The following is a 23869-nucleotide window of genomic DNA, read 5'->3' on the forward strand; positions in this document are numbered from 1 at the left end:
CTATGAATAAGAAGAGAGCCAGAGGAAAATCTCACTCTACTAGACCAGTAAGAGCTGGAGCTCCTAAATGGGTTAGGTTCACTAGAGAAGAAGTTGAAATGCTAGTAGAAGAATTAGCAAAGAGAGGATACGGACCTAGTATGATAGGAGTAATATTAAGGGACCAGTATGGCGTACCTTTAGTTAAGCAAATAACTGGTAAAAAGTTGACACAAATCCTTGAGGAAAAAGGCTTGGCCCCCAAAATTCCAGAAGACTTATTTAACCTAATTAGAAAGGCTGTTAATGTAAGGAGACATCTGACAGAATATCCTAAAGATAAAGTATCTAAAAAAGGCCTTGAAGAAATTGAGTCTAAGATAAGAAGACTAGTAGATTACTATAAAGAAGTTGGAAAATTACCTGCTAATTGGAACTACGATCCTGCAACTGCTGAATTATTGATAACTAGTACATCATAACCTGCATCCTATTTCTTTCAATTTATTTTCAAGAACTAATTTATACGCGATTCTTGTCAATCTATCCGCTTCAGTATTTTCTTCTCTTGGAATCCATTTAAATTCTATATGCTCGAAATTTTTTAAACTGTCTTGTATTTTATCGTATATTCTTTTAAGTCTTGGAGATTTTATTCTATATTCTCCAGATAACTGTCTAATAACCAGTTGGCTATCTCCATAAAATATCGCTTTTGTAATTCCCAATTGTATTAATTTCCTTATAGCACAATATGCGCCCATATATTCGGCAACGTTGTTTGTCGAGTCTTTTGACCAAGGTTTTTCTGCTAAACCGTAACCTTGTAGAACTTGATTATCAATTTTTATTACATACGCATAAGTAGCTATTCCACCAGGATTTATTGGCTCGCACAATCCGTCAAAATTAACTTTTACCATCAATTTTTTCCTCTACCCTTTCCTTTAATATTTCTGCAACTCTTTTATCTACTCCTATAGGCTTAGCAATAACAACTTTCACTTTTTTCTCGTTTATTACGGTTTCTCCTTTCTCGTCTAGTCCTAATAATTTTGGGATATCTCTATAGAAATGCATACCAGCAGCAAATAATAGAGGCACAGCAATTATTTCTGTAGCACCTTTATTTACTAGGATTTCTAACGATTCTCTGAGTGTAGGTTTATTAAATTCAAGAAAACCATATTCTACTAAGGGAAAATACTCTGATAGTAAATTTTTATAGCCATCAGCTATATTTTTCCATTCCTCAACTCTACTGCCATGCAAGACTAAAATTATACCGATCATTTTAAGTTCTCTGGAGCTACGAGTTTATATACTTGTGTCAGAATACCAAAATGAAAAGGTGGCATTTAATTGCCGGACTTTAAGATTGTAATTTCAGATCCCGAAACAAAGCAATTAAAAATAATGAAAGTAAAGGTAAAGGTAGACGAAAATGTAAAATCGATAGATGGAGAAAAAGATGGAAAAGCACTACCTATAGCTAAATTAAATAGTAAATTAAAGCAAGCACTTAATCTGGATAAGTTATTAACACTGCAAATTGAAAAGCAAGAAGGAGATAAAAAAGTGAAAATAAAAGTACATTTCTTAGTGCAAATTGATGACAGTTTACCAGACAATGAGGTGCATATAAGTAAGAATATTGCAGAAAAATTCGGTGCTGAAGACTTTGAGGCCTTAGCATATAGGACTAAGGCTTTTCAAATTTCTATCGATCAATCAAAATTAAACTTATTTGGAACTAAAATAGGAGATAAAATAAATTTAGTAATTAGTGATACACCATTTACGTTAAAAATTACTGGAGGATCAGATAATACTGGCTTTGCAATGAGACCAGATATTTCTGGTCCTGCAAAGAGAAGAGTATTAGTTTCTGGCCCTCCGGGCTATATTCCACGCGAAGATGGTGAAAGAAAAAGAAAAATGCTAAGAGGGGATACAATAAGTAATGAAATTGTTCAGATAAATACTGTAATAGTAAGGTGATTTTTTGCCCTGGCCAAAAGTCCAACCTGAAGTTAATATAGGTGTAGTCGGTCATGTAGATCACGGTAAGACTACGTTAGTCCAAGCTCTAACTGGAATATGGACGTCTAAACATTCTGAGGAATTAAAAAGAGGAATGACTATAAAACTAGGATATGCTGAGGCAAGTTTTGGGATTTGTAAAAACTGTAAGAAGCCAGACGCTTATGTTAACGAGGAATCATGTAGGCAATGCGGAAGTGATGAAGAGCCGGAATTTTTAAGGAGAGTTTCATTTCTCGATGCTCCAGGACATGAGATTTTAATGGCTACTATGCTATCTGGAACTGCTATCCTAGATGGTGCAATTCTGGTAGTTGCAGCTAATGAACCATTTCCTCAACCTCAAACTAGGGAACATTTTGTAGCTTTAGGTATAGTAGGAATAAAAAATCTAGTTATAGTACAAAATAAAATCGATGTAGTAACTAAAGATCAAGCAATAGCACAATACAAGCAAATTACTGAGTTCATAAAAGGAACCTGGGCAGAAGGATCGCCTATAATTCCTGTTAGTGCACTTCACAAAATAAATATTGATGCGCTAATAGAAGCTATAGAAGAAAGAATTCCTACACCAAAGAGAGATTTAACTAAAACACCTATAATGTTAGTAGTGAGAAGTTTTGACGTAAATAAGCCAGGAACTACATTTGATAAATTAGTTGGAGGCGTAGTAGGAGGAAGTATAATTCAAGGTAAATTCTCTATAGGTCAGGAAATAAAGATTTTGCCTGGAATTAGAGTTGAAGATAAAGGTAAAGTAACTTACGAACCGATTTACAGTAAGATCGCATCGCTTAGATTTGGAGATCTAGAAGTGAACGAGGCCAAACCTGGAGGTCTAGTAGCAGTAGGAACTTATTTAGATCCTTCAGTAACTAAAGCTGATAGCCTAATGGGTAATATGGTAACGGACGCAAAGGCGGATATTCCAGTTTTATGGAATATTAGAGTTGAATATAATTTACTTGAAAGAGTGGTAGGTAGTAAGGATCTTGTTAAAGTTGAACCTATAAGAAATAAAGAAGTATTAATGATAACAGTTGGGTCTGCTACGACTCTAGGTACAGTAACTCATGCTAAGTCTAATGAAATAGAACTTGAACTTAAGAAACCAATTCCTGTTTGGGAGAATAATTTAAGATTAGTTATAAGTAGGCAAGTAGGAGGAAGATGGAGATTAGTAGGATGGGGGCAAATAAAAATTTAGGTATCCTAGTTGATACCAATATTTTACTTTACGTATATGATGGAGTAGATCCTTTTAATTTGATAATAGAATATCTTGATTATAAACCAGAATTCTATATTCATAAAGCAGTTTTTCATGAATTGGAAATTTTGAGGTCTAGACACTCTAGATCTCCTTCATATATGTCAAGAATAAATATTGCATTAATTTATCTGGAGAAGTATAAGAATTATTGGAAACTTATAGGTAATGAGATTGATAAACCTACTGACGATATTCTTATTGAATGCGCTAAAAGGAATAAATTACTTATTTTTACAAATGATAAGGAATTGAAACAAAAGGCATTAAAAAACAATGTAGGAATAATTTTTTTAACAAGTAAAGGTAAAATTATAAAATCGCTCTTTCCTATCTAACTGTTGATTATTATGTTTAAAATTATTAAAGCTAAAGGAGTTGTAAGAATACCGCCAGAATATTTTGGCGAAGAATTAGACAAGATTGCCCTTGAAATCTTGAAATCGGAATATCAAGATAAAATCTTTAAAGATTTAGGTTTAGTTCTTGGAGTATTGTCAGCTAAAGCTAGTGAAGAAGGCCAAATAATTTTTGGAGATGGAGCAACATATCATGAAGTTGAATTCGAATTATTGACATATGTTCCGGCTTTACAGGAAGTAGTTGAAGGAACAGTGGCAGAAGTAGATAATTATGGAATATATGTAAATCTAGGTCCAATGGATGGATTAGTACATATATCTCAAATAGCTGACGATACTTTTAAGTTCGATTCAACAAGGGGAGTTTTAATTGGCGAGAAAAGTAAGAAGGTTCTGCAAAAAGGAGATTTAGTTAGGGCAAGAATAGTAACTGTTTCTGCTGTATCATCTTCAGGTAAATTGCCTAGGATAGGTTTAACTATGAAACAACCTACATTAGGAAAGTTGAATAAGTGATGAAAAATGCCTAAATCATCAATTTTTAAAGCGTGCAGAAATTGTAAGGCATTAGTTTTGCCAGATCAAGAAGTATGTCCAATATGCGGAAGTACGAGTTTTACTGAGGATTGGGAAGGGATGGTTATAATATTGAATGAGAATTCTGAATTAATGAACTTAATAGGTGCAAAGAAACCTTGGAGATACGCGATAAATATAAAGTAGATTTATGTTTTTCTTTGCCAAAGGAAGTTAGAAAAGAACTTTCAAGACCGTATGGCATTCTTTTTAAATCTACTGAAAAACTCCTAAAATATGCAGATAATTTCGAAAGAATAATTACTGTAGGAGACGTTGTTACTCAAGAGTTACTAAAGAATAATAGAAGTGTATTTCTATCTATAGTAGACGGTAAGACTAAAAGGAATATAAAATTGAATATGAAATTTTCGAATTATGTTACAGTAAAAAATGAGCCGGGTATAATAAGACTTTCAGCAATGTCTTATATTAAGTCTGCATTAAATTCTTCATTAAGTTCTGTAATTTATGTTGACGGAGAAGAAGATTTACTTGTAATTCCCGCTACTATATATGGAAGAGAAGGGGATTTAGTTATTTACGGTCAACCTAATGCAGGAGCAGTTGCACTAGAGGTTTGTGAAGCAACAAAGTGGAGAGTTAATGACATATTTTCTAAGTTTAATGTAAAAAAATGTTAATCAGTCCTGCGCGGGTTCTTCACCTATCAGTCCTTTCGAGCTTCTTCATGCGCCATATTTTGTTGCTCTATTGGAATAATTAAGTAATAAGTTCATTACATCTAGTCCTATTATCTTAAGACTTCCTTTTCTAGCTTCTCTTTCGTTAAAGTCACTTACGTAATCTGGAATTATATTGTCTGGAACGTAAAGTAGAACTGGAACTGGATCTCCGGAGTGCTCTTTAAGTTCTATCGGTGTGGCGTGATCCCCAGTGAACATTATTACTATTTCTCTTCCTACATTATTTAATATCTTTCCTATTATATAATCTATTTTCTCGATTGCCTTAACTTTTTCTTCAGCTTTTCCATCATGAGATGCGGCATCTGTAGCTTTTATATGCAAGAAAATGAAGTCGTATTTATCATCTTTAAGGAGCTCTATAACCTTATCTGCCTTAGCGTCGTAATTTGTATCTATACCTCCAGTTGCGCCCTTTGGAGTAAATACGTCCATTCCTATCGCTTTACACACGCCTTTTATAAGGGCAGTAGCCGATACTGCTACCCCTTTTAGTCCAGTATAATTATATAACTTAGGTAATTCAACAAACTTTGACGCCCCCCTTAATAATATTATATTAGCAGGAGGTTCCCCTCTTTCAATTCTATTCTTGTTATATACAGAAGTTGATAACACGTCATAAATTCTTTTTGTTAAATTATTCACAATTTCTGCAGTCCTTCTCGCACTTATCGAGTTATCTAACGGTATAGATTCTTTAATCTTGTGTCCTACTTCGTGTGGATCTGTATCAGAGATCTTATCGCTAAGATCCTTTCCTGAGAGTACTACAGCAACTCTATGTTCTGTGGCTTTATAAAAGGTAACTTTAACTCCATCTATTTCTCCTATTTTCTGATTTAACTCATTTACCAGTTGTTCACTTTCATCAATCTTTCTACCTGCTCTCCTATCTATTACGTTCATGTTTTCATCTACTGTTGCAAAATTTCCTCTAAATGCTATATCTCCTTCAGTAAGATAAGCTCCAGTGCCTAAAGCTTCAAGTGCACCTCTGCCTCTATAATATCTATGAGGATCCACGCCAAAGATTGCCATATGTGAGGTATCACTGCCTGCTACTATTCCAGGGCCTATGGGATCCATCAAACCAACTAGTGAAGATTTAAGTAATTCCTTTATGTTAGGCTTATCTGCAACTTCTAAAGGTGTTTTATTGCTTAGCGATTTAACTTGCCTATCTCCTAATCCATCGGCAATAATTAAAAGTATTTTATATTTTTTCATACTACAGCGCTCCTCTTTAATTCTTTGGCAAGTCTTTCATATCTTTCAATATCTGCCTTAGTTATGCTTGGAGAAACTATTTTTAGAGCTTCTTCAAACTCTTTCATTGAGACTTTACTGTTAAAGTTATTCATACAATTTCTCATTTCCTTATTATAACATTCTTCTACAAATTTACCATCCTTTGTACAGACTTCTCTGGATTTTTGTTCGCATGTTGCAGATACTTGACGTAACATAAGCATTGTAGCTTCTCTTACTACTGCCTCTAAATCTGCTCCGGTATATCCTTCAGTTTTTTCAGCTAATGTTTCTAAGTTAACATCATCGGCTAATGGGACATTTCTAGTATGAACTTTGAGTATCTCCAATCTTGCCTTCTTATCTGGCGGAGGAACGTATATAAGTCTATCAAATCTTCCTGGCCTTAATAACGCAGGGTCTAATATATCTGGTCTATTAGTTGCTGCTATAACTACGACTTTATTTAAGGGCGTAATTCCATCCATTTCTGCTAATAATTGATTAACTATTCTTTCTGTTACGCCACTATCATGAGCAAAACCTCTCATAGGCGCTATAGAATCTATCTCATCGAAAAATATTACCGTTGGAGCCGTTTGTCTTGCTCTCCTGAAGATCTCTCTTATTGCTTTTTCGCTTTCTCCTACCCATTTTGATAATACTTCTGGCCCTCTTACTGCAATGAAGTTTGCTCCGCTCTCAGTTGCTACAGCCTTAGCTAACATTGTTTTTCCAGTACCTGGAGGACCAAATAATAGAACTCCTTTAGGAGCCCTAATTCCAGATTTAGTAAAAACGTCTGGGAACTTTATTTGCCATTCTATAGCTTCTCTTAATTGTTGTTTAACATCTTCTAATCCTCCTATATCGCTCCATCTAACCTTCGGCACTTCTACATATACTTCTCTAAGCAAGGTTGGTTGTATTGATTTCATTGCTTCTAGAAAGTCATTCATTGTAACTTTCAATTCCTTTAATAATTCTGCAGGAATCTGTCCTTGATCTAGGTTTACTTTAGTGGTAGCTAGAAATCTTCTCAATGCTACCATTGCAGCCTCTTTAGCTAAAGCCGCTAAATCTGCTCCTGTGTAGCCATTAGTCATTTCTGCTATGTCATCAAGGTTTACGTCATCTGAAAGAGGCATACTTCTAGTATGAACTTGCAATATCTCTTTTCTAGCCTTTGTATCTGGTGGCCTTATTTCTATTTCTCTGTCAAATCTTCCAGGTCTTCTTAGTGCAGGATCTATAGCATCTGGTCTATTAGTTGCGCCGATAACTATTATTTTTCCTCTTCCTTTAATTCCGTCCATTAAAGTTAGCAACTGTGCAACTACTCTTTTCTCAACTTCTCCTGTGACCTCTTCCCTTTTAGGAGCTATTGCATCAATTTCGTCAATGAAAATAATTGATGGTGCATTCTTATTTGCTTCGTCAAATATTTGTCTAAGTCTTTCCTCACTCTCTCCGTAAAACTTGCTCATTATTTCTGGTCCATTTATTGAAATGAAGTACGCTCCTATTTCATTAGCTAAAGCTCTAGCAAGTAATGTTTTTCCAACTCCTGGGGGTCCATAAAGTAGTATTCCTTTAGGCGGCTCTATTCCTAAACGCTGGAATAGTTCTGGATGTTTCATAGGTAATTCAACAATTTCTCTGATTCTTTCTTTGACGTCTTCTAGATCACCTATATCTTCCCACGTAACTTTAGCATACGTAGTTTCAGCTTTGACTGGTTCTTCCTTAATGTCTAGTTGAGTTTCTGAACTTACAAATACGTAATTGCTTGGTTGTGTATTTACTACCACAAGTTCTATTACACCAGTGTAAATTGGTATAGGGATTGTCTCTCCTTTAACCAATGGTTTATACATGAGTTGATCCTTTACGTACTCAACAAAACTTTGATCAAATCTTATTGGCTGTGTAGGTGCTAATACTATTTTAGTAGCCTTATTTACTGTAGCTTTTCTTATTTCGACTTCGTCTCCAATGCTAGCCCCTATTGCTTTTCTTATATAACCATCAATCCGTATTTCGTCGTCGTTAATATCATAAGCAGGCATTGCTTGAATCAAAGAAGAGCCAGAGGGTCCAATTATCTCCAAGTAGTCTCCAGCATCTATTTTTAACTTTGTCATTAAATTTTCTGATAGTCTAGCTATTTTTCTTCCTACATCCCTTTGTCTAGCCTCAGAAACTTTAAGCTTAATTGGAGTCGACATCAATATGCTATAGCTAAACCTTTTAAATAAGTCTTATTCAGAATCACTAGTAATGAGTGAAGAATTACCTAACTTAGTTTATATGAATTCATGCCCTAATTGCGGAGGAGAGATAACTGCTAATAGACTGTATAGAGGCTCAGTGTGCGAGAAATGCATAAAAGAAGATATTCAATTCAATTCAGTGTATGATTTGGCCTTATATCTATTAAAAAACAAGAGCTTAATTAATTTACGCTCGTCGTATGAAATACTGAAAGAATTGAAAGAAGTAGAAAGACTTTTTAAGAGAGTTCTAGGATCCCCACCATTAGGACCGCAGAGATCGTGGATAGTTAGAGCATTAAGAGGAGAAAGCTTTGCGATAATTGCACCACCCGGCTTAGGAAAAACTACCTTTGGAATTTTAATGTCTTTGTATTTTTCAGAAAAGCAAAGAAAAACTCTAATGATTTTTCCTACAAAGACATTAGTTAATCAAGTTGTTCAAAGAATACAAGAAATGAGCAAAAATTTAGAAGAAGTACCGAAATTAGCATATTATTATTCTGGGATTACTCAATCTCAAAAAGATGAACTTAATAAGATTTTAGAATCTGGAGACTTTGACATTTTTGTATCTACATCTAGGTATATAATTAATAATGTTGATTATATATCAACAAAAGATTATAAGTACCTATTTGTAGATGACGTAGATTCAGTTTTAAAATCAAGTAAAAGTGCAAACGCTGTATTAAAATTAGTGGGATTTACAGAAGACGATATTCAAAATGTGAGAGAATTATTAAGAAAATCTAAAAATAGTGAGGAAGTATATGACGAAATAAGAAAGATTAGAGAGAAAAAAACTGGGGATAAGATTGCTATATTTTCCTCCGCAACTATAACCAAAGGTAATCCAGTATTCTCAGCACTCATGGGCTTTAGGCCAGGTAGTGCAGTAATATACTTGAGAAATGTTATAGATTCTTATGTTCAGCTATCGAGCGCTACTGACGAAGAAATAATTGACATTGTAAATAAGATTGTAAATAAGCTAGGTAGTGGAGGTTTAATTTTTGTACCTATAGATAAAGGCGTATCTTTTGCTAATGAGATAGCATCAAATATTTCTGGGTTAAAGGCTGAAGCAATTTCTTCTACGTCTATTACAAAATTAGATAAATTCGAGAAAGGAGAGATCGATGTTCTAGTAGGTGTAGCTACTCATTACGGTATACTAGTAAGGGGAATAGATATACCTTGGAGAATAAGGTATGCAATATTTGCAGGAATTCCTAGATTTAGGTTTAAGATAGGAGAGACAATGCATCCTTTAGCTATGTTAAAGATGCTTACCCTTATCTCATTAGTAACTAAAGACGAAGAGGTAACTAAGATATTAAGAATAGTAAGGAATAAGCTAAGGCGTATATCTCCTGCCGCACTCGCAATGCTTGCAAATTCTGTAAAAAGTGGTAAAATTGAAGACAAGTATATCCAAGAGGCATATGATTTAACCAATAAGTATTTAAGAAATGAGGAAATTCTAGAAAAAATTGCAGAAATAGGGGAAATTTCAATAAATAATGGGTATATTTCAACCCCCGATTATTTAACTTATATTCAAGCTAGTGGTAGAACTTCCAGGATTTTTGGGGGAGAATTAACAACTGGACTATCTGTTTTACTAGTAGATAATCCGAGATTATTTGAACTCTTAAATAGACGCCTATCTATTGTTTTAGATGAAGTAACCTGGAATCCATTTGATATAGATAACGATAAAATAGGAAATAATAATTTACATGAAATACTTAAGAGAATTGATTCTGAAAGAGAGAAAATAAGAAAAATAAAGAAGGAAGGCCTTTTAACTTCAACTTCAGTTAAAAATATAAAGACAGTGTTATTTATTGTTGAATCTCCTAATAAGGCCAGAACGATATCTAACTTTTTCTCTAAACCGAGTATAAGAGTATTCAATGGAGCAATAATATACGAGACTGTAATAGGTGATAAAGTATTAATGGTTACTGCAAGTGGAGGACATGTTTATGATCTAACTACTAAAAATATAGGAATTCATGGAATAGAAGTGAGAAAGAATTCGAACCTAGAGTTTATACCATATTATAACACAATAAAGAGGTGTAATAATGGCCATCAATTCACTGAATATGCCGAAGGTAATAAGTGCCCAACATGTGGATCTACTATTATAAAAGATAAGATTGATGTTATTAATTCGTTTAGACAACTAGCATTGGAAGCTGATGAAATCTTAATTGGAACGGATCCTGATGTAGAAGGAGAAAAAATCTCTTGGGATCTATATTTGGCTTTAAAACCTTATAATCCAAATATAAAAAGAGCAGAATTTCACGAAGTTACTAGGAGAGCAATAGTAGAAGCAATAAATAATTCTAGGCAATTCTCTATACCGCTGTTACAGTCCCAAGTTGTAAGGAGAGTCGAGGATAGATGGATAGGTTTTAGTCTATCAACTAAATTACAAACTGTTTTTTGGCCACAATATTGCTCTGATGTATTAAAGAGAACTGACTGTGGAGAGAATAAAAACTTAAGTGCGGGAAGAGTTCAAACGCCAGTATTAGGATGGGTTATAAACAGGTATAATAAGTATAATGAAACTAAAAGGATGGTATTTGTAGTTAAGTTCCTTAATTCTCTTTCAGTTCTTGTCCCTAAGCAAGCAGACTTAGACAGAAATGATGTTAAAGTTGTAGTTTATAATATATCAAAGTCATCAGAAACATTTGGTCCTATGCCTCCATATACAACTGACGAGATGCTTTCTGATGCATCCAATTTATATGGAATTTCTGCTCCAGAAGCGATGAGAGTAGCCCAAGATCTTTTTGAAATGGGTCTAATAACATATCATAGAACAGATAGTACTAGAATCTCGAATACAGGAATTGCAGTTGCGGAGAATTATCTAAAAGAAGTCCTTGAAGATAAATATAAGGAGATATTTAAGCCAAGAACTTGGGGAGAAGGTGGAGCGCATGAGGCTATTAGACCTACTAGACCACTGGATGAGAATCAATTAAGAGCTTTAATAGAAGAAGGTGAATTAGAATTGCCTAAAAGGCTTACTTTAAATCATTATAGAATTTATGGTCTTATATTTTCCAGATTTATATCTAGTCAAATTGTACCATTAAATGTTGATAAATTGAAATTTAATATTAAAGTTTTGAGCAATGGCAAAGAACTTAAAGTAGAAAATCCAGAAATTGAGTTAATAACTAATGTCTCTTTACCTGGGGGAATAGACGTAAGAAAACTGTCATTATATTATCCAAGGTCTTATTTTGCTAGTAGGGATTCTTCTTATGCAGATACTATAAAGAAGCTAGAAGAATGTAGCAATTCGAGCCAGTGTGAATTTACAGGAAGTATAGTATCTTCATTTGTAAAAAGTGATTATCAACTTTATACTCAAGGCGAACTTATAACTGAGATGAAGAATAAGAAAATTGGTAGACCTAGTACGTATGCTACAATTATTGCCACATTGCTCAAAAGAGGATATATGTTAGAGAGCAAAAAAGTTAAAAGACTTGTTCCATCTAAATTAGGGATTAACGTGTATAACTTTTTAACGAGTAAATACTTTAAGTTCGTGTCGGAAGAAAGAACAAGACAATTACTTGAATTAATGGATCTTATAGAAGACGGTAAAGAAGATTATAGACAAGTATTAAAACAATTATATGATGAAATACAAAGTATTGGGTGAAAGTTATGCTAATCTCGTTAACGTATTTAAAACTCAAAGAGATGTCTAGAAAACATAATATAGAAAAAGCAAAGAAATTAATAAAAACTGCAAAAGAAAGAGGAGCAAAGTTAATAATTCTCCCCTCGTTATTTCCAGTCGGTAACACATTTGAAATATATAATAACGAGAAGAAAATGAGGAGTGTAGTAAAGAATCTTGCAGAGAAAATACCTGGCAATTCTACTGACATCTTGGTAAAATTGGCCATGGAAGGTGAAATACATTTAATAGCTGGTCCCCTTTTAGAGCAAGCAGGACCTAAAATATTTTTAACTACACTAGTTATTTCTCCGGATGGAGAAATAATAGGTAAATATAGGAAGATAATGATGTCAGAAAAAGACGTAAAGCTCGGAATATCTGGAGGTAAAGAACCAATTTATGTAGTTTTAGATAAAAAGTATGGAGTATTATCTGAAGATGACTTATTTTCACCAGAAATTAGCAGAATCTTAGCATTAGGAGGTTCACAGTTAATAATAGGTACCACTAGGCCAGTTAATAAAAAACAGGACTTGATAAAGTATGTAGCAATAACTAGAAGCGTTGAAAATGGAATTTCATACCTAATAAACGGAGAAATTATAGAGAACGAAGATGGAGAAATAGTAGGATATACGCCGACATTTATAGCTACTCCAGACTCTTTAGTTTATAAGGAAGCGGAAGATGAGGATTCTATAGTCCTCGTAGAAAGTTCTATGATAATACAGAATAAAGAAGGAGTTAATACAAGGTTGAATGGGATAGAGCCAATAATTTATGGACTTTGCAAGAGTATCAAAAAGACTAAAATGAATGAAAAACCTATTCCTAAGCCTGAGGGTTAATATATATTGCAGTTCTTCTATTTCTAAATGCTTCTTTTATTACTCCTTGAGCATTTAAGTCCTTTAAAATACGTTTTGCGACACTTAGGGTTATGTTAGTTTTTGTTGCTAGTTCGTAAGGTGTTATCATCTTTTCTCTTTTTATTTCTTCTTGGATTTTCTTAATCATTTCATCAGAAATTTGAATATTCTTTGAGATGACTTCACTACCAGTTTTACTTATCTTCTTTTTACCTTTCTGCTGTTGTTCTTCTTGTTGTCTCTTTAATCTTTTTTCAATGTTACTAATAGGCTTTTTCGATACTCCACCCATTTAGCACACCTATTAATCTTTAATGCAAATAGGCTTATAATAATTTAATGGATAGTAATCCGTTAGAAGATACGTTAGCAAGAGTTTCTAGGTTTGCTTCAATTTTAGGAATATCTAGAGCTGAATTACGAATATATTCTACATTGTTATTAGAAGGTCAGATGACTGCAAGGCAGTTAGCAGAGCGACTAGGAATATCTTATACAAAAATTTACTCTTTACTAACAAAACTGGAAGAAAGAGGATGGATTAAAAGATTAGGAAAAAAACCAGCTGTTTATGAGGCTATACCTCTAAGAGATCTATGGGCTAGTATTAAGAAAATGATTGAGATTAAAGTAGATGAATTCGAAAAGGAATTCATAGAACCATTATCCTCATTATTATCACCTTCGTCCACTTACAGTATAACTATGATACCTTCAGACAAGATTAAATCTACATTTTATGAAATACTCGATGAAGGCAATAAGGTTTCAATTGCAATATCTTATCCAGAATTATTAAGTGAAGATATAATACAAGCTATAAAGGCGAAAAGTTATACTTCTCCAGATCTTAGAGTAATAATTCAGAGTGATATAAATATTCCTGAAATTTCTGGACTGCAAATACGTAAATTGAGCAACATGTTTGGTAGTGGTTTAATAACTTCAACAGCCGTCTTGTTAATAATTAAAAATGCAGATAAGCTTTCTGGTTTATTCTCAAATCATAAGTATATCGTAGACATCGCTACCGTTTATTTTAACCATTTATGGACTCAAGCAAAATAAGAAAAAATTACGTTGCAATAATTCTTAAAAGCAGTTTTCAACTTAGGTGAATAATCGATCTTTATGAAAATAATAACCGTTAAACTACCGGAACAATTCTTAGAAGCTATAGATGAATTAGTAAACACGGGTAGATACGAATCAAGAAGTGAAGTAATTAGAGCAGCCATAGGTGATTTTATTAGAAAGGAATTATGGATAAAAGAGTGAATGATGAGGGCTGGTATTAACGACATAATGAGTTAAGACACCAATGCTGAAAGTTAAAATTTAAATGGCTTTTTGAATTTTGTTCATTTATATTTAGTGCAACTATCCTTTAGAAGATAAACATTTTTAATATAATGAGATTTATACATGTGCCAATTCAAGAAGGCGATCCAGTTACAATTTGGATTGATAATAAGAGAGCTTTTCTAATTAAGGTAAAAAAAGGCAAAAGACTTGATACTGACAAAGGTTACATACTTCATGATCAGCTAATAGGAAAAGAATATGGTGAAATTATAAAAATATCAAAAGGTGAGGCATATTTACTAAAGCCTACACCTATGGATATATATACTACTTTACCTAGACCATCACAAGTTGTTTATCCTAAGGACGCTTCGTATATAATTTATGCCTCTGGAATACAGCCTGGAGATACTGTAGTAGAAGCAGGGACTGGATCTGGGTTTTTAACAATAACTTTAGCTTATTTTTTAGGTCCTAACGGCAAAGTCATAAGCTATGATGTGAGAGAAGATATGCAAAATAAAGCTAAACAAAATGCATTAATGTTAAATCTTTTAGATCGAATAGAATTCAAAATTAAGGATATAAGACAAGGAATAGATGAAAAAGAAGTTTCTGCTGTAATTTTAGATATGCCCGATCCTTGGAACGTTGTATCAAAGGCTTATGAAGCACTAAAACCGTCAGGCTCGCTTATAGTATTCGTTCCTACAGTAAATCAAATAGAGAAAACTGTATTACAAATGAGAAATGAGGGATTTATAGACATTCATGCCGAGGAACTAATACTCAGAGAATACCAAGTAAAGGAAAATGCTGTTAGACCAAAGAACATTGGGGTAATGCATACTGGATACCTAATTAGAGGCAGGAAATATATAAAAGGAACTTCTCTATAATTATAATCAAATGAGCGATTCTAACTTTTCAATTTATCCGAAGATTATAGTCGAATTTGAAAACGATTTAGATAAAATTAGAGCTAGTACCTCTGATGATGCAAAAAAACTAATAGATTTAGCTTATAGTCTAAGCCTAGAAATGGATAAAGAAGTAAAGAAAATCTTTGATGACATTTCTTCAAATATTTCTAAAGAAACTCAAGAAGAAATAGATAGGTTAAGAAAGAAGTATGCTGATGAAAGGGAAAAGAAAATAAGTGAAATAAAAGAAAAGGCTAACAAAAACTTGGAAAAAGCTGTGTCAGAAGTTTTAAATGCAATTAAAGGTGCATATAAGTGAGTTCTCCTTCTTTAGCATATATTTCCTCGATTTCTAGATTATTTAAATCGACAACATTAACTAAAGGTCTTGTAACAGAGCTATTAGCTGAGAATGATTGGAAAAATGTATTAAGTATATTAAAAGAACGAAACTTTATAGAAGATATTCCAGCAACATTTGATGATGCTGAGATAGAAATAAAAAGAAGAGCAATTGACCAAATTTATAAAATATTAAATTTTTCATCTTCAGTTAAGTCTGCTCACGACATTGTAGATTTATATTATTATTATTTAACTTTAGACGAATTTAAATCAATAATTGCTGGAATATATAATAAATCAAGACCATCAAAAATTGTATTTCTATCGAAAATATATGAATCTAATCCAACAACTATAGAAGAACTAAGGAGTATTATAAGAGGAACAATATATTCTAATGCGTTAGAGTATGCACTATCAAAAAATCCAAAGAATTTATCTCAGTTAGAGTCTCTTCTTGACTTTTACTTTATCGATAGACTATCGTCAATAATTGAGACCTTCAAAGGTGACTGGAAAGCTGCTGCAGAAGCAATAATATGTGGATACAAAGATTATTACTCAGCCAGCTTAGCGATAAGGCAGAAGATAGTAATACCACTAACATGTAAGATATTGCCAGATATTATAAGGGATTTGCAATCTTCAAAAATGGAAGAAGTAGCCAATATATTAAGAAGAACACAATACTCTAGGAATATCGAATTAGGTGATGCATATTCCGCATTATATTCATTGTATAGATTAGCTAGAATAGAAGCTAGAAAAGCTTCAATATATGCATTTATGGGTTCTCCATTTACTCCTGTTACTGCTTTGGCTATAAGCGAACTAATAAAATTGGACATGGAAGATCTAATAATAATAATAAATGGATTAAAAATAAAAATGAATAAAGAAGCTATAAAATCAAGACTTTCATTAGAAATTATTTAAAAATTTCTCGTCAACAATGTAACTTTTTTCATCTTTTATTATAGTAAATTCTGGAAACTTGGGGGGATCTGGCAAATTAGCTAGGGGTTTCTCTTTTCCAAGATATATCCATTTTATCTTCCCATTATATTTTTCCAGTTTATACCAATATTTTCCTATGTAAATATATTTCTTACCATTTTTATATACTACATGATAAGGTTTCAAATACACTTCACTTCCACTAATTTTAGAGTTATATTCATATACTTGCTCTTTTAATTTGCTAAATATTTTATCGAACTCTTTTTCTTCTAGTCTAACAAGCATGTATCGATGTTTACCTTTATTTTTAAGAATGTTTAAAATTATTAGTAGTGGTATAACGTGAGAGAAAGAGACTTTGGTCATACCGGAATAAGAGTCTCAGAAATTGGAGTAGGATTATGGAGTCTTGCTACTGACTGGTGGGCTCCAAATGTAAATGCTGAAGAGATTTTGAAAAAAGCTTATGAACTAGGTATAACTTTTTACGATACTGGAGATATTTACGGTGAAGGAAAAGCTGAAGAATTGCTTGCTAAAGTATTAGGAAATAAAAGAGACAATATAGTTATTTTAACTAAGATAGGTTACGATTTTTATAACAAAAAGGGGAGAAAGATAGAACAGAATTTTAATATAGATTATTTAGAATTTGCAATAAAGGAATCACTAAAAAGATTAAATACAGATTATGTTGACATTCTTATGTTGCATAATCCAAAAATGAACGTAATTAGGAATAAGGAAATCTTTGATTTTATGCAAGGACTCAAAAAAGACGGCATAGTTAGAGCAATAGGAGTTGCACTAGGTCCTACACTTGGCTGGGGAGAAGAAGGATTGGAAGCAATAAAAATGGGGTATGAAGGTTTAGAGCATATTTATAATATGATTGAACAATATCCAGGTAAAGAGTTTCTTAAATACAGAGTAGGAAATGTAGTAAGAGTTCCTCACGCATCTGATGCTTTAATTGAAGATAAATGGCCAATAGGCGAGAATAAAAATCTTCATAGAAGTCTAAAAAACATTAAATGGATTGAAGAAGCAGTAAATAACAGCAAAGGAATGTTAGAATTTGCGAAATCAAAAGGCATGAAGTTATCTCAATTAGCTATAAAATTCGTATTAGCTAATCCTAATGCTTCTACAGTGGTTCCTAATATTACTTCAGTTAAAGAATTGGAGGAATTTGTAAAGACAGAAGAATTAGAAGATCTAACAGAAGAGGATATAGCATTCATCTCTTCTTATTATGAGAAATATTATAAGAAACTTAATGATGAAAGCATTGAAGAGACTAAAATCTATAAATGAATGTAATAATCAAGAAATTTTTTAAAAGCCTTACTTCTGTGTGAGTATTTATTTTTCTCTTCTATCTCCATCTCTGCAAAAGTTTTCTCGGATCCTTCTGGTATAAAAATAGGGTCAAATCCAAAACCTTTATTTCCTCTAGCCTCTTCTGCTATTTTACCGTAAACTTCTCCAGTGAATATTCTAATTTCATTCTCATTCACATAGGCTAATGCAGTTTTAAAATACGCATTCCTGTTTTTTTCGCCTTTCATAAGTTTTAGAATGCCATTAATATCTAACGTTTTTTTCACAAACTTGGTATAAGGTCCTGGAAACCCGTTTAACGCTTCTATAAAGAGGCCACTATCTTCCAAGATTATAGGTTCGTTTAGTATTGAATAAAAAACTGAAGCTGCATGCCTAACCACATCTTCTAACCTATCTGCCTGGATTTCAAATTTAGGCAAATTTATCATTGATAGTTTAATACCGTACTGTAATGCTATTTGATTCATCTCTTCAAATTTTCTCTTATTACCTGTTACTACTTTTACTTCTTCTTTCTTCAACATATCTACCCCTCATTCTAATATCTTTCAAAGTCTCCATAACTTTTTCATATAACTTAAACTTCGAATATGTTAATTTAAATCCTTCAAAAACTTCATCTTTTTTATCGGGATGAACGCTCTCTAAAGACCTTAAAAACACGTGAACATCTGTGGCAAAATCTTCAACATCGTTACTTCTTTTTGATAGTCCGAAATCTATTAAGAATAATTGGTTCCCTTTTAAAATAAGATTGTTAGTTGTTAAGTCTCCATGAGCTATTTGAGAACTGTGTAATCTTAATGCTATTTCTCCTATCATTTCGCCTATCTTCTTTGGGTCGTAAAGGTTTTTCCATAATACTTCCTTTACTGTTATTCCTTCTATAAATTCCATTATTATTGAGAAATTATCCTTATCTATATAGAGTATAGCAGGAACATTTATACCCGATTTTAATGCATTATACATGAGCTTTGCTTCCATAATAGTTCTTTCCAAATTTATTTTCCTGTCTAACTTGGGATCCCTATATGCTTTAGATATTCGTTTCTTAACTATTGCATGAATTCCTAAGAAATACGTTTCGTAAATTTGTGATTCTGCACCTCTTTTAAGTAGTTTCAATTCCTCCAAGGAATATCTACCTCGTCTATTCTCCACCTGGGTTTTACGACCGACTCTTCTATAGGTATAGTGACTCCACTCTTTAAGGCTAAAAGTCCAGCATAAGCTATCATAGCGCCATTATCACCAGAAAATTGTGAGGGTACTATTTTAATTTCAACATTCCAATCTTTTGCTAGTAAATTCAATTTGCTACGTAAACTAACGCTTGCTGCGACCCCTCCTACTACCATGATTTCCTTTTTTTCTGTTAGTGCTAATGCTCTTTCAGTAGCTTCTAAAAGCATATCAAATGCGTTTTCTCTAATACTATAACAAATATCTGGAATTGGATATTTTTTTGCAGCTCTCAGAGCAGCAGTTAGCAGTCCAGAGAATGACATATCTTGTCCTTTAACAACATATGGTAAATCTATTAAATCTCTAGCATTTTCAGCACAAATATCTATAACATGCTTTCCATTAACAACATACGGTGGTGCTAGATTTACTTCTCTGACAAAAACGTCCATCATATTTCCTAAAGCTATATCTAAGGTCTCACCAAAGATTCTAAACTTCCCTTCATAAAAAGTTGTTATTATTGTATTCCCTCCAGATAAGTATAAAATAAGCGGATCCTTGGCACCCGTGGTTAAATATCCTATTTCTATATGTCCAATTCCATGATTAACTGGTATCAGCTTCTTATTATATTTTAATGCTAACGCCCTAGCTACTACTGCACCGACTCTAAGAGCAGGTCCCATTCCTGGTCCTAATGCTACTGCTATTCCGTCAATATCTTCTATAGTAGTTTTTGCTTCCTCAAGTGCCTTTGCTAGTATATCTGGGGCAACGGTTGCATGATGCCTCGCTAGATCTCCAGGCTTCATTCCACCAGATTTAGGTATATAAGTATCTCTAATATTAGCTAAAATAAAAGGAGGTTTATCTTCTGCTATTCCAACTCCAAAAGTATGTGCTGTTGATTCAATACCAAGAACTTTCATTTCTTATTTTTTCCCCGAGGAAACAAATTCTGTATATCCGCATTTACCGCAAGCCCATCTCTCAACTGGTTTTAAATGGTGAGCCATTACACTACCGCATCTAGGGCACTTTTTGTTCTTTAATTTTACTTTTCCATCAGATATTTCGTAATAAAGTCTTACTGAAGCCTTAACTTCACTTGCTTCCTTTTTCGCCACCTTGTTCACCTTCCTTCTTTGTGCTTGTACCTCTTGTTAATAAATGTTTAGGCTCGTATTTTTCTAAAGTTTCTTTATTAGTATAAACATGAACTCTTGCAGTGCTTATCCCAGCACCATAGCTAGTAAATATTTTTCTGACTACAATAAGATCTTCTTTAGTGTTAAGCAATTCACTTACTGCCTTTTTAATCTCGTTTCTTGACGGCGTTCCAGTACCTATATGATATAATTTTAGTGATAATTCTCTTCTTCCTATTACCTTGTTATCAAAATCTTTTTCTATTACACCTTGAATCTTATCCGAGATTTTAATTTGCTGAGCTTGACTCATCGAGTTACAATATAAAAAATAAGATTTAAGAGTTACGCAAGTCTTTAATTATTTCCTCAGCAACTTTCTTGCCTGAAAGAATCATTGCTCCAAATATAGGCCCCATTCTAGGCAAGGATTTTACTTCACAAACTGCCATGCCAGTTGCATATAAGCCTGGAGCTACTTTTCCTGTATTTTCTACAACCAGCTCTTCAGCTATTTCGCTATATGCGGATTTCTCTCCAGGAACAGATATGCCTAGCTCTGGAACTTTTCTAGACGCAACAGAAATTATCTCTGCGTCATGTCCAGTAGCATCCACTACGGCTTTTGCTGAGATAAATAATGGATCTACGTGTAAACCAGACATTTGTGTTGAAGTCCATTCTACTGCTACTCCAGCTACTCTAAGTGGATTTTCTCTGAATATTACATCGTCTACAGTAACTCCATGAATAATCTTTGCACCTGCATCTATTGCTGCGGTAGCTAATTTAGCCATAAATTCTGAGCTATCTATTACAAAAATTCCTTCTTCTGGTTCTATGTATCTTATTTTCAATTCCTTTATTATTTCATCTGCTGGAGTTTCTATAACAATTTTATGAAAATTCATTGCTCCACCTCCTATACCGCCTCCGAAGCTTAGTCTTCTTTCGAAGATCACAGTTTTTAGGCCTGCCTTTGCTAAATAATAAGCCGCAGTCATACCAGACGGTCCAGCTCCAACAATTACTACGTCACTTTCTACTAAATTATTCCAATCTTCAAAAGTGTATTTTAGAATATATTTACTTATTTTCACTTCATTTACTTGTTTAATTCTTATGCTTTGCATGTGTTTACTTCATAATAACTTACTTATAAACTAAGTTATATAGAGTTCATTTAAGAAATATATTTAAATTCTTCATAAAGTTAATGAAATATGCCATTAAAATTAGATACTAAAATTAACGAAATAAGATGTAGCTGGTGTAAGAAGATAATAAGAGGAAATCCAATAGTTGTTAAAACTTGCTGTAACAATAAACCTTTAGTATTTTGTAGTAACTCTTGTTACACAGCATGGATGAGACAGTGGTTAAGAAGACAAGAGCAAATAAGAAGAAGGTAGTAATAGGAATAAGCGGTGCAAGTGGAATAATTTATGGCTTAAGGGCAGTAGAAGTACTAAATGAATATGGATACGACCAATACGTAATAATAACTAATGCAGCAATAAAAGTTGCTGAAAAAGAAAACGGTATAGACTTGGTTCATGAAGTAAGAAAATTCACTTCTAATATATTTATGGAGAATGAAATAGATGCTCCAACTTCTAGTTCTAGTTTTACTGTAACTACAAAAGGGATGATTATAATTCCTTGTAGTATAAACACATTAGCTTATATAGCTCATGGTTTTGCCTCAAATTTACTTGCTAGATCTGCAATAAATTACTTAAGGAGTAGACAAAAGTTAGTACTAGTAATTAGAGAAACTCCTTTGGGTCAAATAGAGCTATATAATGCATTAAAAATAGCTAAAGCGGGAGGGATTATAATGCCTGCTTCACCAGGCTTTTATATTAAGCCGACAAAAATTCAAGATTTAATAGATTTTATTGTAGGAAAAGCTCTTGACTTGTTAGGAATAAGGAATGAATTATATAAAAGGTGGTCTAAATCAGATCAAGATCCTTCTTACCAAGTTTCTTAGATATGATATCTTTAACCTTATCTTCATACTCATCAGATTCTTTTAATTCTTTCTCCATATCGTCTCCATCAGTTCTTTTATTTACAGCAAAAGCACACCTGTTACCCGGAAGTAGTGCTCTTTTTTCACAATATGCGTATTGGCATTCGCCAGTGATACAAGTATCTCCAACCCATCTGCAGAAGCCTACTTTATATGGACTACCTTTTACATATTTTGTCTGTATCATTAATGCTCTCTTATTACACCTAAAATAAGGGCATAGATAATTGCATTTTTCTCCCAAAGGTAGAGGTTTTGGCTCGTTTTGGGATATTTGTCCTCTTTCTTTATTAAAGCTCCTTCCAGAATAGTTTCTCAATCAAAACCCCCATTTTTCATGTTATGCAATATTATTCTATAATTTCACCCATTTAAACATTACGTATCTTATATTTTTTGGCGAAAGCATATTAACTATTGCTAAGATGAGTTTCTTTCTAGTACTATGAGATACTCTTCCGAAACTCATCAACTCATTTGCAAGAAGAGTTGAGTTTGCGTCTAAAACTATTACTACGTAAGGGGCATGTTCTATTCCAGGACCTAAAGTATATATTGCAAAATCTGCACCAAACTTTATTCCAGATCTAACTACAAATCCCTTATTTCTTAAGTCTGAATATACGATGAATAGGCTGTCAAATCTTGCTATGTTTTTTCTACCAATTTCATACAGATCATTCTCATTCAGCTTATTTCCATTATATATAACTTCTATTTCGCCTTTCTTTAGTAAATATAATCCTTCTATTAAAGAAAGTTCCAATGGATATTTTATATCTTCGGCTTTCTTCGGTTTATTTATCCCAAGTGGCTTTCCATAAAAACCAGTAGAATATAATTTTTTGCTATCATTTATATCAAAGATTACAATCTTATCGCCAAATAAATATCCTTTTATGCTCATCATGTTCTACTAAAGGCTATGTATGTTATAGAGTTAGCTGAATCTCTAATTAGGTCTTCGCTATCCTCTAATCTATCAGCAATATCTTTCATTAACATTACATAGACAAGGTCGTCGTGAGGTTTTTCAAACAATTTTAATTCAATATTTCTATATAAATCGTCAACGTCTTCCTCTAATTTTAAGATATTTCTAGCAGATTCTATAGATTTCTTAGCATTTGAAGACAGTGTTTTAATTGACTCAATTAAATGGGTAAGAGAAGCAAGTATTTTCTCGCACATTACTACAATTAAACCGTGCATTATATTATCAATTTTGCTACTTCTTGTTAGAAGTACACTTAACCTATATGTTGCAGCATCTATATTTTGTGCTATTTTTTCTAGATTATTCAAGATATCTATATAAAGGTCTACATAGTCTAGTCCTTCTCTTACCTTCATTATATATTCTCCAGTGAGGTACTTCTCATTTTCAACGCTGTCCTTTATTCCATTTATTTTCGCATAAATTTGCATAGGATTAATTTTATTATCATCTACAGTAAGGAATTCGTAAAGTGCTCTAGTTTCGTCAATAAGTTTAACTGTTATTTGTTGTAATTTTTCTTCTAATGTTATGTTGGCTATGCTCATGATT

At 33.0% G+C, this 23869-nt stretch carries 32 protein-coding genes; 17 read left to right on the forward strand and 15 right to left on the reverse strand.

Going from position 1 to position 23869, the window contains the following annotated elements; all coding sequences use genetic code 11:
* Positions 1–2: 2 nt before the first annotated feature.
* Positions 3–461, forward strand: coding sequence for a 30S ribosomal protein S15 (locus D1867_RS04730; RefSeq protein ID WP_155863011.1), 459 nt, complete (start codon positions 3–5; stop codon positions 459–461).
* On the opposite strand, the gene rnhA is transcribed toward D1867_RS04730, so the two are convergent.
* Together rnhA and D1867_RS04740 are read right to left on the reverse strand one after the other, a co-directional pair.
* Positions 456–902: a ribonuclease HI gene (rnhA, locus tag D1867_RS04735; protein ID WP_155863012.1), complete on the reverse strand. Its 447-nt coding sequence runs from the start codon at positions 900–902 to the stop codon at positions 456–458. The genes D1867_RS04730 and rnhA overlap by 6 nt on opposite strands.
* Complete coding sequence (locus D1867_RS04740; RefSeq protein ID WP_155863013.1) at positions 889–1272, reverse strand: CbiX/SirB N-terminal domain-containing protein; 384 nt, start codon at positions 1270–1272, stop codon at positions 889–891. The genes rnhA and D1867_RS04740 overlap by 14 nt, the downstream gene beginning before the upstream one ends.
* 69 nt (positions 1273–1341) lie before the next feature.
* Here D1867_RS04740 and D1867_RS04745 point away from each other — a divergent pair, with 69 nt between their 5' ends.
* The 6 genes from D1867_RS04745 to D1867_RS04770 are packed head-to-tail and all read left to right on the forward strand — an operon-like array spanning position 1342 to position 4877.
* Positions 1342–1980, forward strand: a complete 639-nt coding sequence (locus D1867_RS04745; protein WP_155863014.1) for a 30S ribosomal protein S6e — start codon at positions 1342–1344, stop codon at positions 1978–1980.
* Positions 1981–1984: 4 nt separating this feature from the next.
* The gene (locus tag D1867_RS04750; RefSeq protein ID WP_155863015.1) at positions 1985–3232 is read left to right on the forward strand and encodes a translation initiation factor IF-2 subunit gamma; all 1248 of its coding nucleotides are present in this window, start codon (positions 1985–1987) and stop codon (positions 3230–3232) included.
* Entirely contained in the window at positions 3211–3633 is a 423-nt protein-coding gene (locus D1867_RS04755; protein WP_155864390.1) for a type II toxin-antitoxin system VapC family toxin, read from the forward strand. The genes D1867_RS04750 and D1867_RS04755 overlap by 22 nt, the downstream gene beginning before the upstream one ends.
* Positions 3634–3645: 12 nt before the next feature.
* Entirely contained in the window at positions 3646–4173 is a 528-nt protein-coding gene (locus D1867_RS04760) for a DNA-directed RNA polymerase (protein ID WP_152939964.1), read from the forward strand.
* 6 nt (positions 4174–4179) lie between these two features.
* Positions 4180–4380 carry a transcription elongation factor subunit Spt4 gene (spt4, locus tag D1867_RS04765; protein WP_155863016.1) on the forward strand — a complete coding sequence of 67 codons (201 nt, stop codon included), beginning with the start codon at positions 4180–4182 and terminating at the stop codon, positions 4378–4380.
* A 14-nt stretch (positions 4381–4394) separates the two neighbouring features.
* The gene (locus D1867_RS04770; RefSeq protein ID WP_420809291.1) at positions 4395–4877 is read left to right on the forward strand and encodes a GTP-dependent dephospho-CoA kinase family protein; all 483 of its coding nucleotides are present in this window, start codon (positions 4395–4397) and stop codon (positions 4875–4877) included.
* Positions 4878–4922: 45 nt separating this feature from the next.
* Here D1867_RS04770 and D1867_RS04775 read toward each other — a convergent pair whose 3' ends face one another.
* A complete protein-coding gene (locus D1867_RS04775; protein WP_155863018.1) occupies positions 4923–6170 on the reverse strand; it encodes a 2,3-bisphosphoglycerate-independent phosphoglycerate mutase in 1248 nt (415 codons plus the stop codon).
* Positions 6167–8419 carry a CDC48 family AAA ATPase gene (locus tag D1867_RS04780; RefSeq protein WP_155863019.1) on the reverse strand — a complete coding sequence of 751 codons (2253 nt, stop codon included), beginning with the start codon at positions 8417–8419 and terminating at the stop codon, positions 6167–6169. The genes D1867_RS04775 and D1867_RS04780 overlap by 4 nt, the downstream gene beginning before the upstream one ends.
* Positions 8420–8471: 52 nt before the next feature.
* On the opposite strand from D1867_RS04780, the gene rgy reads away from it, so the two are divergent.
* Both rgy and D1867_RS04790 read left to right on the forward strand, forming a co-directional pair.
* The gene (gene rgy / locus D1867_RS04785; RefSeq protein ID WP_155863020.1) at positions 8472–12170 is read left to right on the forward strand and encodes a reverse gyrase; all 3699 of its coding nucleotides are present in this window, start codon (positions 8472–8474) and stop codon (positions 12168–12170) included.
* A 5-nt stretch (positions 12171–12175) separates the two neighbouring features.
* Positions 12176–13042: a carbon-nitrogen hydrolase family protein gene (locus D1867_RS04790; protein WP_155863021.1), complete on the forward strand. Its 867-nt coding sequence runs from the start codon at positions 12176–12178 to the stop codon at positions 13040–13042.
* On the opposite strand, the gene D1867_RS04795 is transcribed toward D1867_RS04790, so the two are convergent.
* Complete coding sequence (locus D1867_RS04795) at positions 13026–13355, reverse strand: 30S ribosomal protein S25e (protein WP_155863022.1); 330 nt, start codon at positions 13353–13355, stop codon at positions 13026–13028. The two genes, D1867_RS04790 and D1867_RS04795, sit on opposite strands and share 17 nt — an antisense overlap.
* A gap of 47 nt (positions 13356–13402) precedes the next feature.
* On the opposite strand from D1867_RS04795, the gene D1867_RS04800 reads away from it, so the two are divergent.
* The 5 genes from D1867_RS04800 (at position 13403) to D1867_RS04820 (ending at position 16572) form a co-directional block, all read left to right on the forward strand.
* Positions 13403–14131 carry a TrmB family transcriptional regulator gene (locus D1867_RS04800; RefSeq protein ID WP_155863023.1) on the forward strand — a complete coding sequence of 243 codons (729 nt, stop codon included), beginning with the start codon at positions 13403–13405 and terminating at the stop codon, positions 14129–14131.
* Positions 14132–14194: 63 nt separating this feature from the next.
* Complete coding sequence (locus tag D1867_RS04805; RefSeq protein ID WP_013775506.1) at positions 14195–14341, forward strand: ribbon-helix-helix domain-containing protein; 147 nt, start codon at positions 14195–14197, stop codon at positions 14339–14341.
* Positions 14342–14475: 134 nt separating this feature from the next.
* Positions 14476–15267 (forward strand): tRNA (adenine-N1)-methyltransferase, encoded by a 792-nt coding sequence (locus D1867_RS04810; protein ID WP_155863024.1) that lies wholly within the window; start codon positions 14476–14478, stop codon positions 15265–15267.
* Positions 15268–15277: 10 nt separating this feature from the next.
* Positions 15278–15610, forward strand: coding sequence for a hypothetical protein (locus D1867_RS04815; protein ID WP_155863025.1), 333 nt, complete (start codon positions 15278–15280; stop codon positions 15608–15610).
* The gene (locus D1867_RS04820; RefSeq protein WP_338077960.1) at positions 15607–16572 is read left to right on the forward strand and encodes a V0D/AC39 family V-type ATPase subunit; all 966 of its coding nucleotides are present in this window, start codon (positions 15607–15609) and stop codon (positions 16570–16572) included. Before D1867_RS04815 ends, D1867_RS04820 begins: the two co-directional genes overlap by 4 nt.
* Here D1867_RS04820 and ubp read toward each other — a convergent pair.
* The gene (ubp, locus tag D1867_RS04825) at positions 16558–16881 is read right to left on the reverse strand and encodes a UBP family nucleoid-associated protein (protein WP_152939944.1); all 324 of its coding nucleotides are present in this window, start codon (positions 16879–16881) and stop codon (positions 16558–16560) included. The two genes, D1867_RS04820 and ubp, sit on opposite strands and share 15 nt — an antisense overlap.
* Positions 16882–16938: 57 nt before the next feature.
* Between ubp and D1867_RS04830 the strand changes: the two genes are divergently transcribed.
* On the forward strand, positions 16939–17913 hold the full coding sequence (locus D1867_RS04830) for an aldo/keto reductase (protein ID WP_338077961.1): 975 nt from the start codon (positions 16939–16941) through the stop codon (positions 17911–17913).
* Here the strand turns inward: D1867_RS04830 and D1867_RS04835 are convergent.
* The 6 genes from D1867_RS04835 to D1867_RS04860 are packed head-to-tail and all read right to left on the reverse strand — an operon-like array spanning position 17904 to position 21415.
* Positions 17904–18467 (reverse strand): XTP/dITP diphosphatase, encoded by a 564-nt coding sequence (locus D1867_RS04835; RefSeq protein ID WP_155863026.1) that lies wholly within the window; start codon positions 18465–18467, stop codon positions 17904–17906. The two genes, D1867_RS04830 and D1867_RS04835, sit on opposite strands and share 10 nt — an antisense overlap.
* The gene (locus D1867_RS04840; RefSeq protein ID WP_338077962.1) at positions 18430–19107 is read right to left on the reverse strand and encodes a Kae1-associated kinase Bud32; all 678 of its coding nucleotides are present in this window, start codon (positions 19105–19107) and stop codon (positions 18430–18432) included. The genes D1867_RS04835 and D1867_RS04840 overlap by 38 nt, the downstream gene beginning before the upstream one ends.
* Positions 19068–20063: a KEOPS complex N(6)-L-threonylcarbamoyladenine synthase Kae1 gene (gene kae1, locus D1867_RS04845; RefSeq protein ID WP_155863028.1), complete on the reverse strand. Its 996-nt coding sequence runs from the start codon at positions 20061–20063 to the stop codon at positions 19068–19070. The genes D1867_RS04840 and kae1 overlap by 40 nt, the downstream gene beginning before the upstream one ends.
* A 3-nt stretch (positions 20064–20066) precedes the next feature.
* Positions 20067–20270, reverse strand: a complete 204-nt coding sequence (locus D1867_RS04850) for a 30S ribosomal protein S27ae (RefSeq protein WP_420809274.1) — start codon at positions 20268–20270, stop codon at positions 20067–20069.
* On the reverse strand, positions 20239–20595 hold the full coding sequence (locus tag D1867_RS04855) for a 30S ribosomal protein S24e (RefSeq protein WP_155863029.1): 357 nt from the start codon (positions 20593–20595) through the stop codon (positions 20239–20241). Before D1867_RS04855 ends, D1867_RS04850 begins: the two co-directional genes overlap by 32 nt.
* A 25-nt stretch (positions 20596–20620) precedes the next feature.
* Positions 20621–21415 carry a sulfide-dependent adenosine diphosphate thiazole synthase gene (locus D1867_RS04860; RefSeq protein WP_155863030.1) on the reverse strand — a complete coding sequence of 265 codons (795 nt, stop codon included), beginning with the start codon at positions 21413–21415 and terminating at the stop codon, positions 20621–20623.
* 90 nt (positions 21416–21505) lie between these two features.
* On the opposite strand from D1867_RS04860, the gene D1867_RS04865 reads away from it, so the two are divergent.
* Both D1867_RS04865 and D1867_RS04870 read left to right on the forward strand, forming a co-directional pair.
* On the forward strand, positions 21506–21694 hold the full coding sequence (locus D1867_RS04865; RefSeq protein ID WP_155863031.1) for a hypothetical protein: 189 nt from the start codon (positions 21506–21508) through the stop codon (positions 21692–21694).
* Entirely contained in the window at positions 21646–22278 is a 633-nt protein-coding gene (locus D1867_RS04870; RefSeq protein ID WP_155863032.1) for a UbiX family flavin prenyltransferase, read from the forward strand. The genes D1867_RS04865 and D1867_RS04870 overlap by 49 nt, the downstream gene beginning before the upstream one ends.
* Here D1867_RS04870 and D1867_RS04875 read toward each other — a convergent pair.
* From D1867_RS04875 to D1867_RS04885, 3 genes are read right to left on the reverse strand one after another with little or no spacing between them, the layout of a single operon-like run.
* Entirely contained in the window at positions 22241–22639 is a 399-nt protein-coding gene (locus tag D1867_RS04875) for a hypothetical protein (RefSeq protein WP_155863033.1), read from the reverse strand. The genes D1867_RS04870 and D1867_RS04875 overlap by 38 nt on opposite strands.
* Positions 22640–22675: 36 nt before the next feature.
* Positions 22676–23227 (reverse strand): tRNA-intron lyase, encoded by a 552-nt coding sequence (endA, locus tag D1867_RS04880; RefSeq protein ID WP_155864391.1) that lies wholly within the window; start codon positions 23225–23227, stop codon positions 22676–22678.
* A complete protein-coding gene (locus D1867_RS04885) occupies positions 23227–23865 on the reverse strand; it encodes a DUF47 family protein (RefSeq protein WP_155863034.1) in 639 nt (212 codons plus the stop codon). The genes endA and D1867_RS04885 overlap by 1 nt, the downstream gene beginning before the upstream one ends.
* Between the last annotated feature and the right edge of the window lie 4 nt (positions 23866–23869).

The organism is Acidianus infernus (genome assembly GCF_009729545.1).
GTDB lineage: Archaea > Thermoproteota > Thermoprotei_A > Sulfolobales > Sulfolobaceae > Acidianus > Acidianus infernus.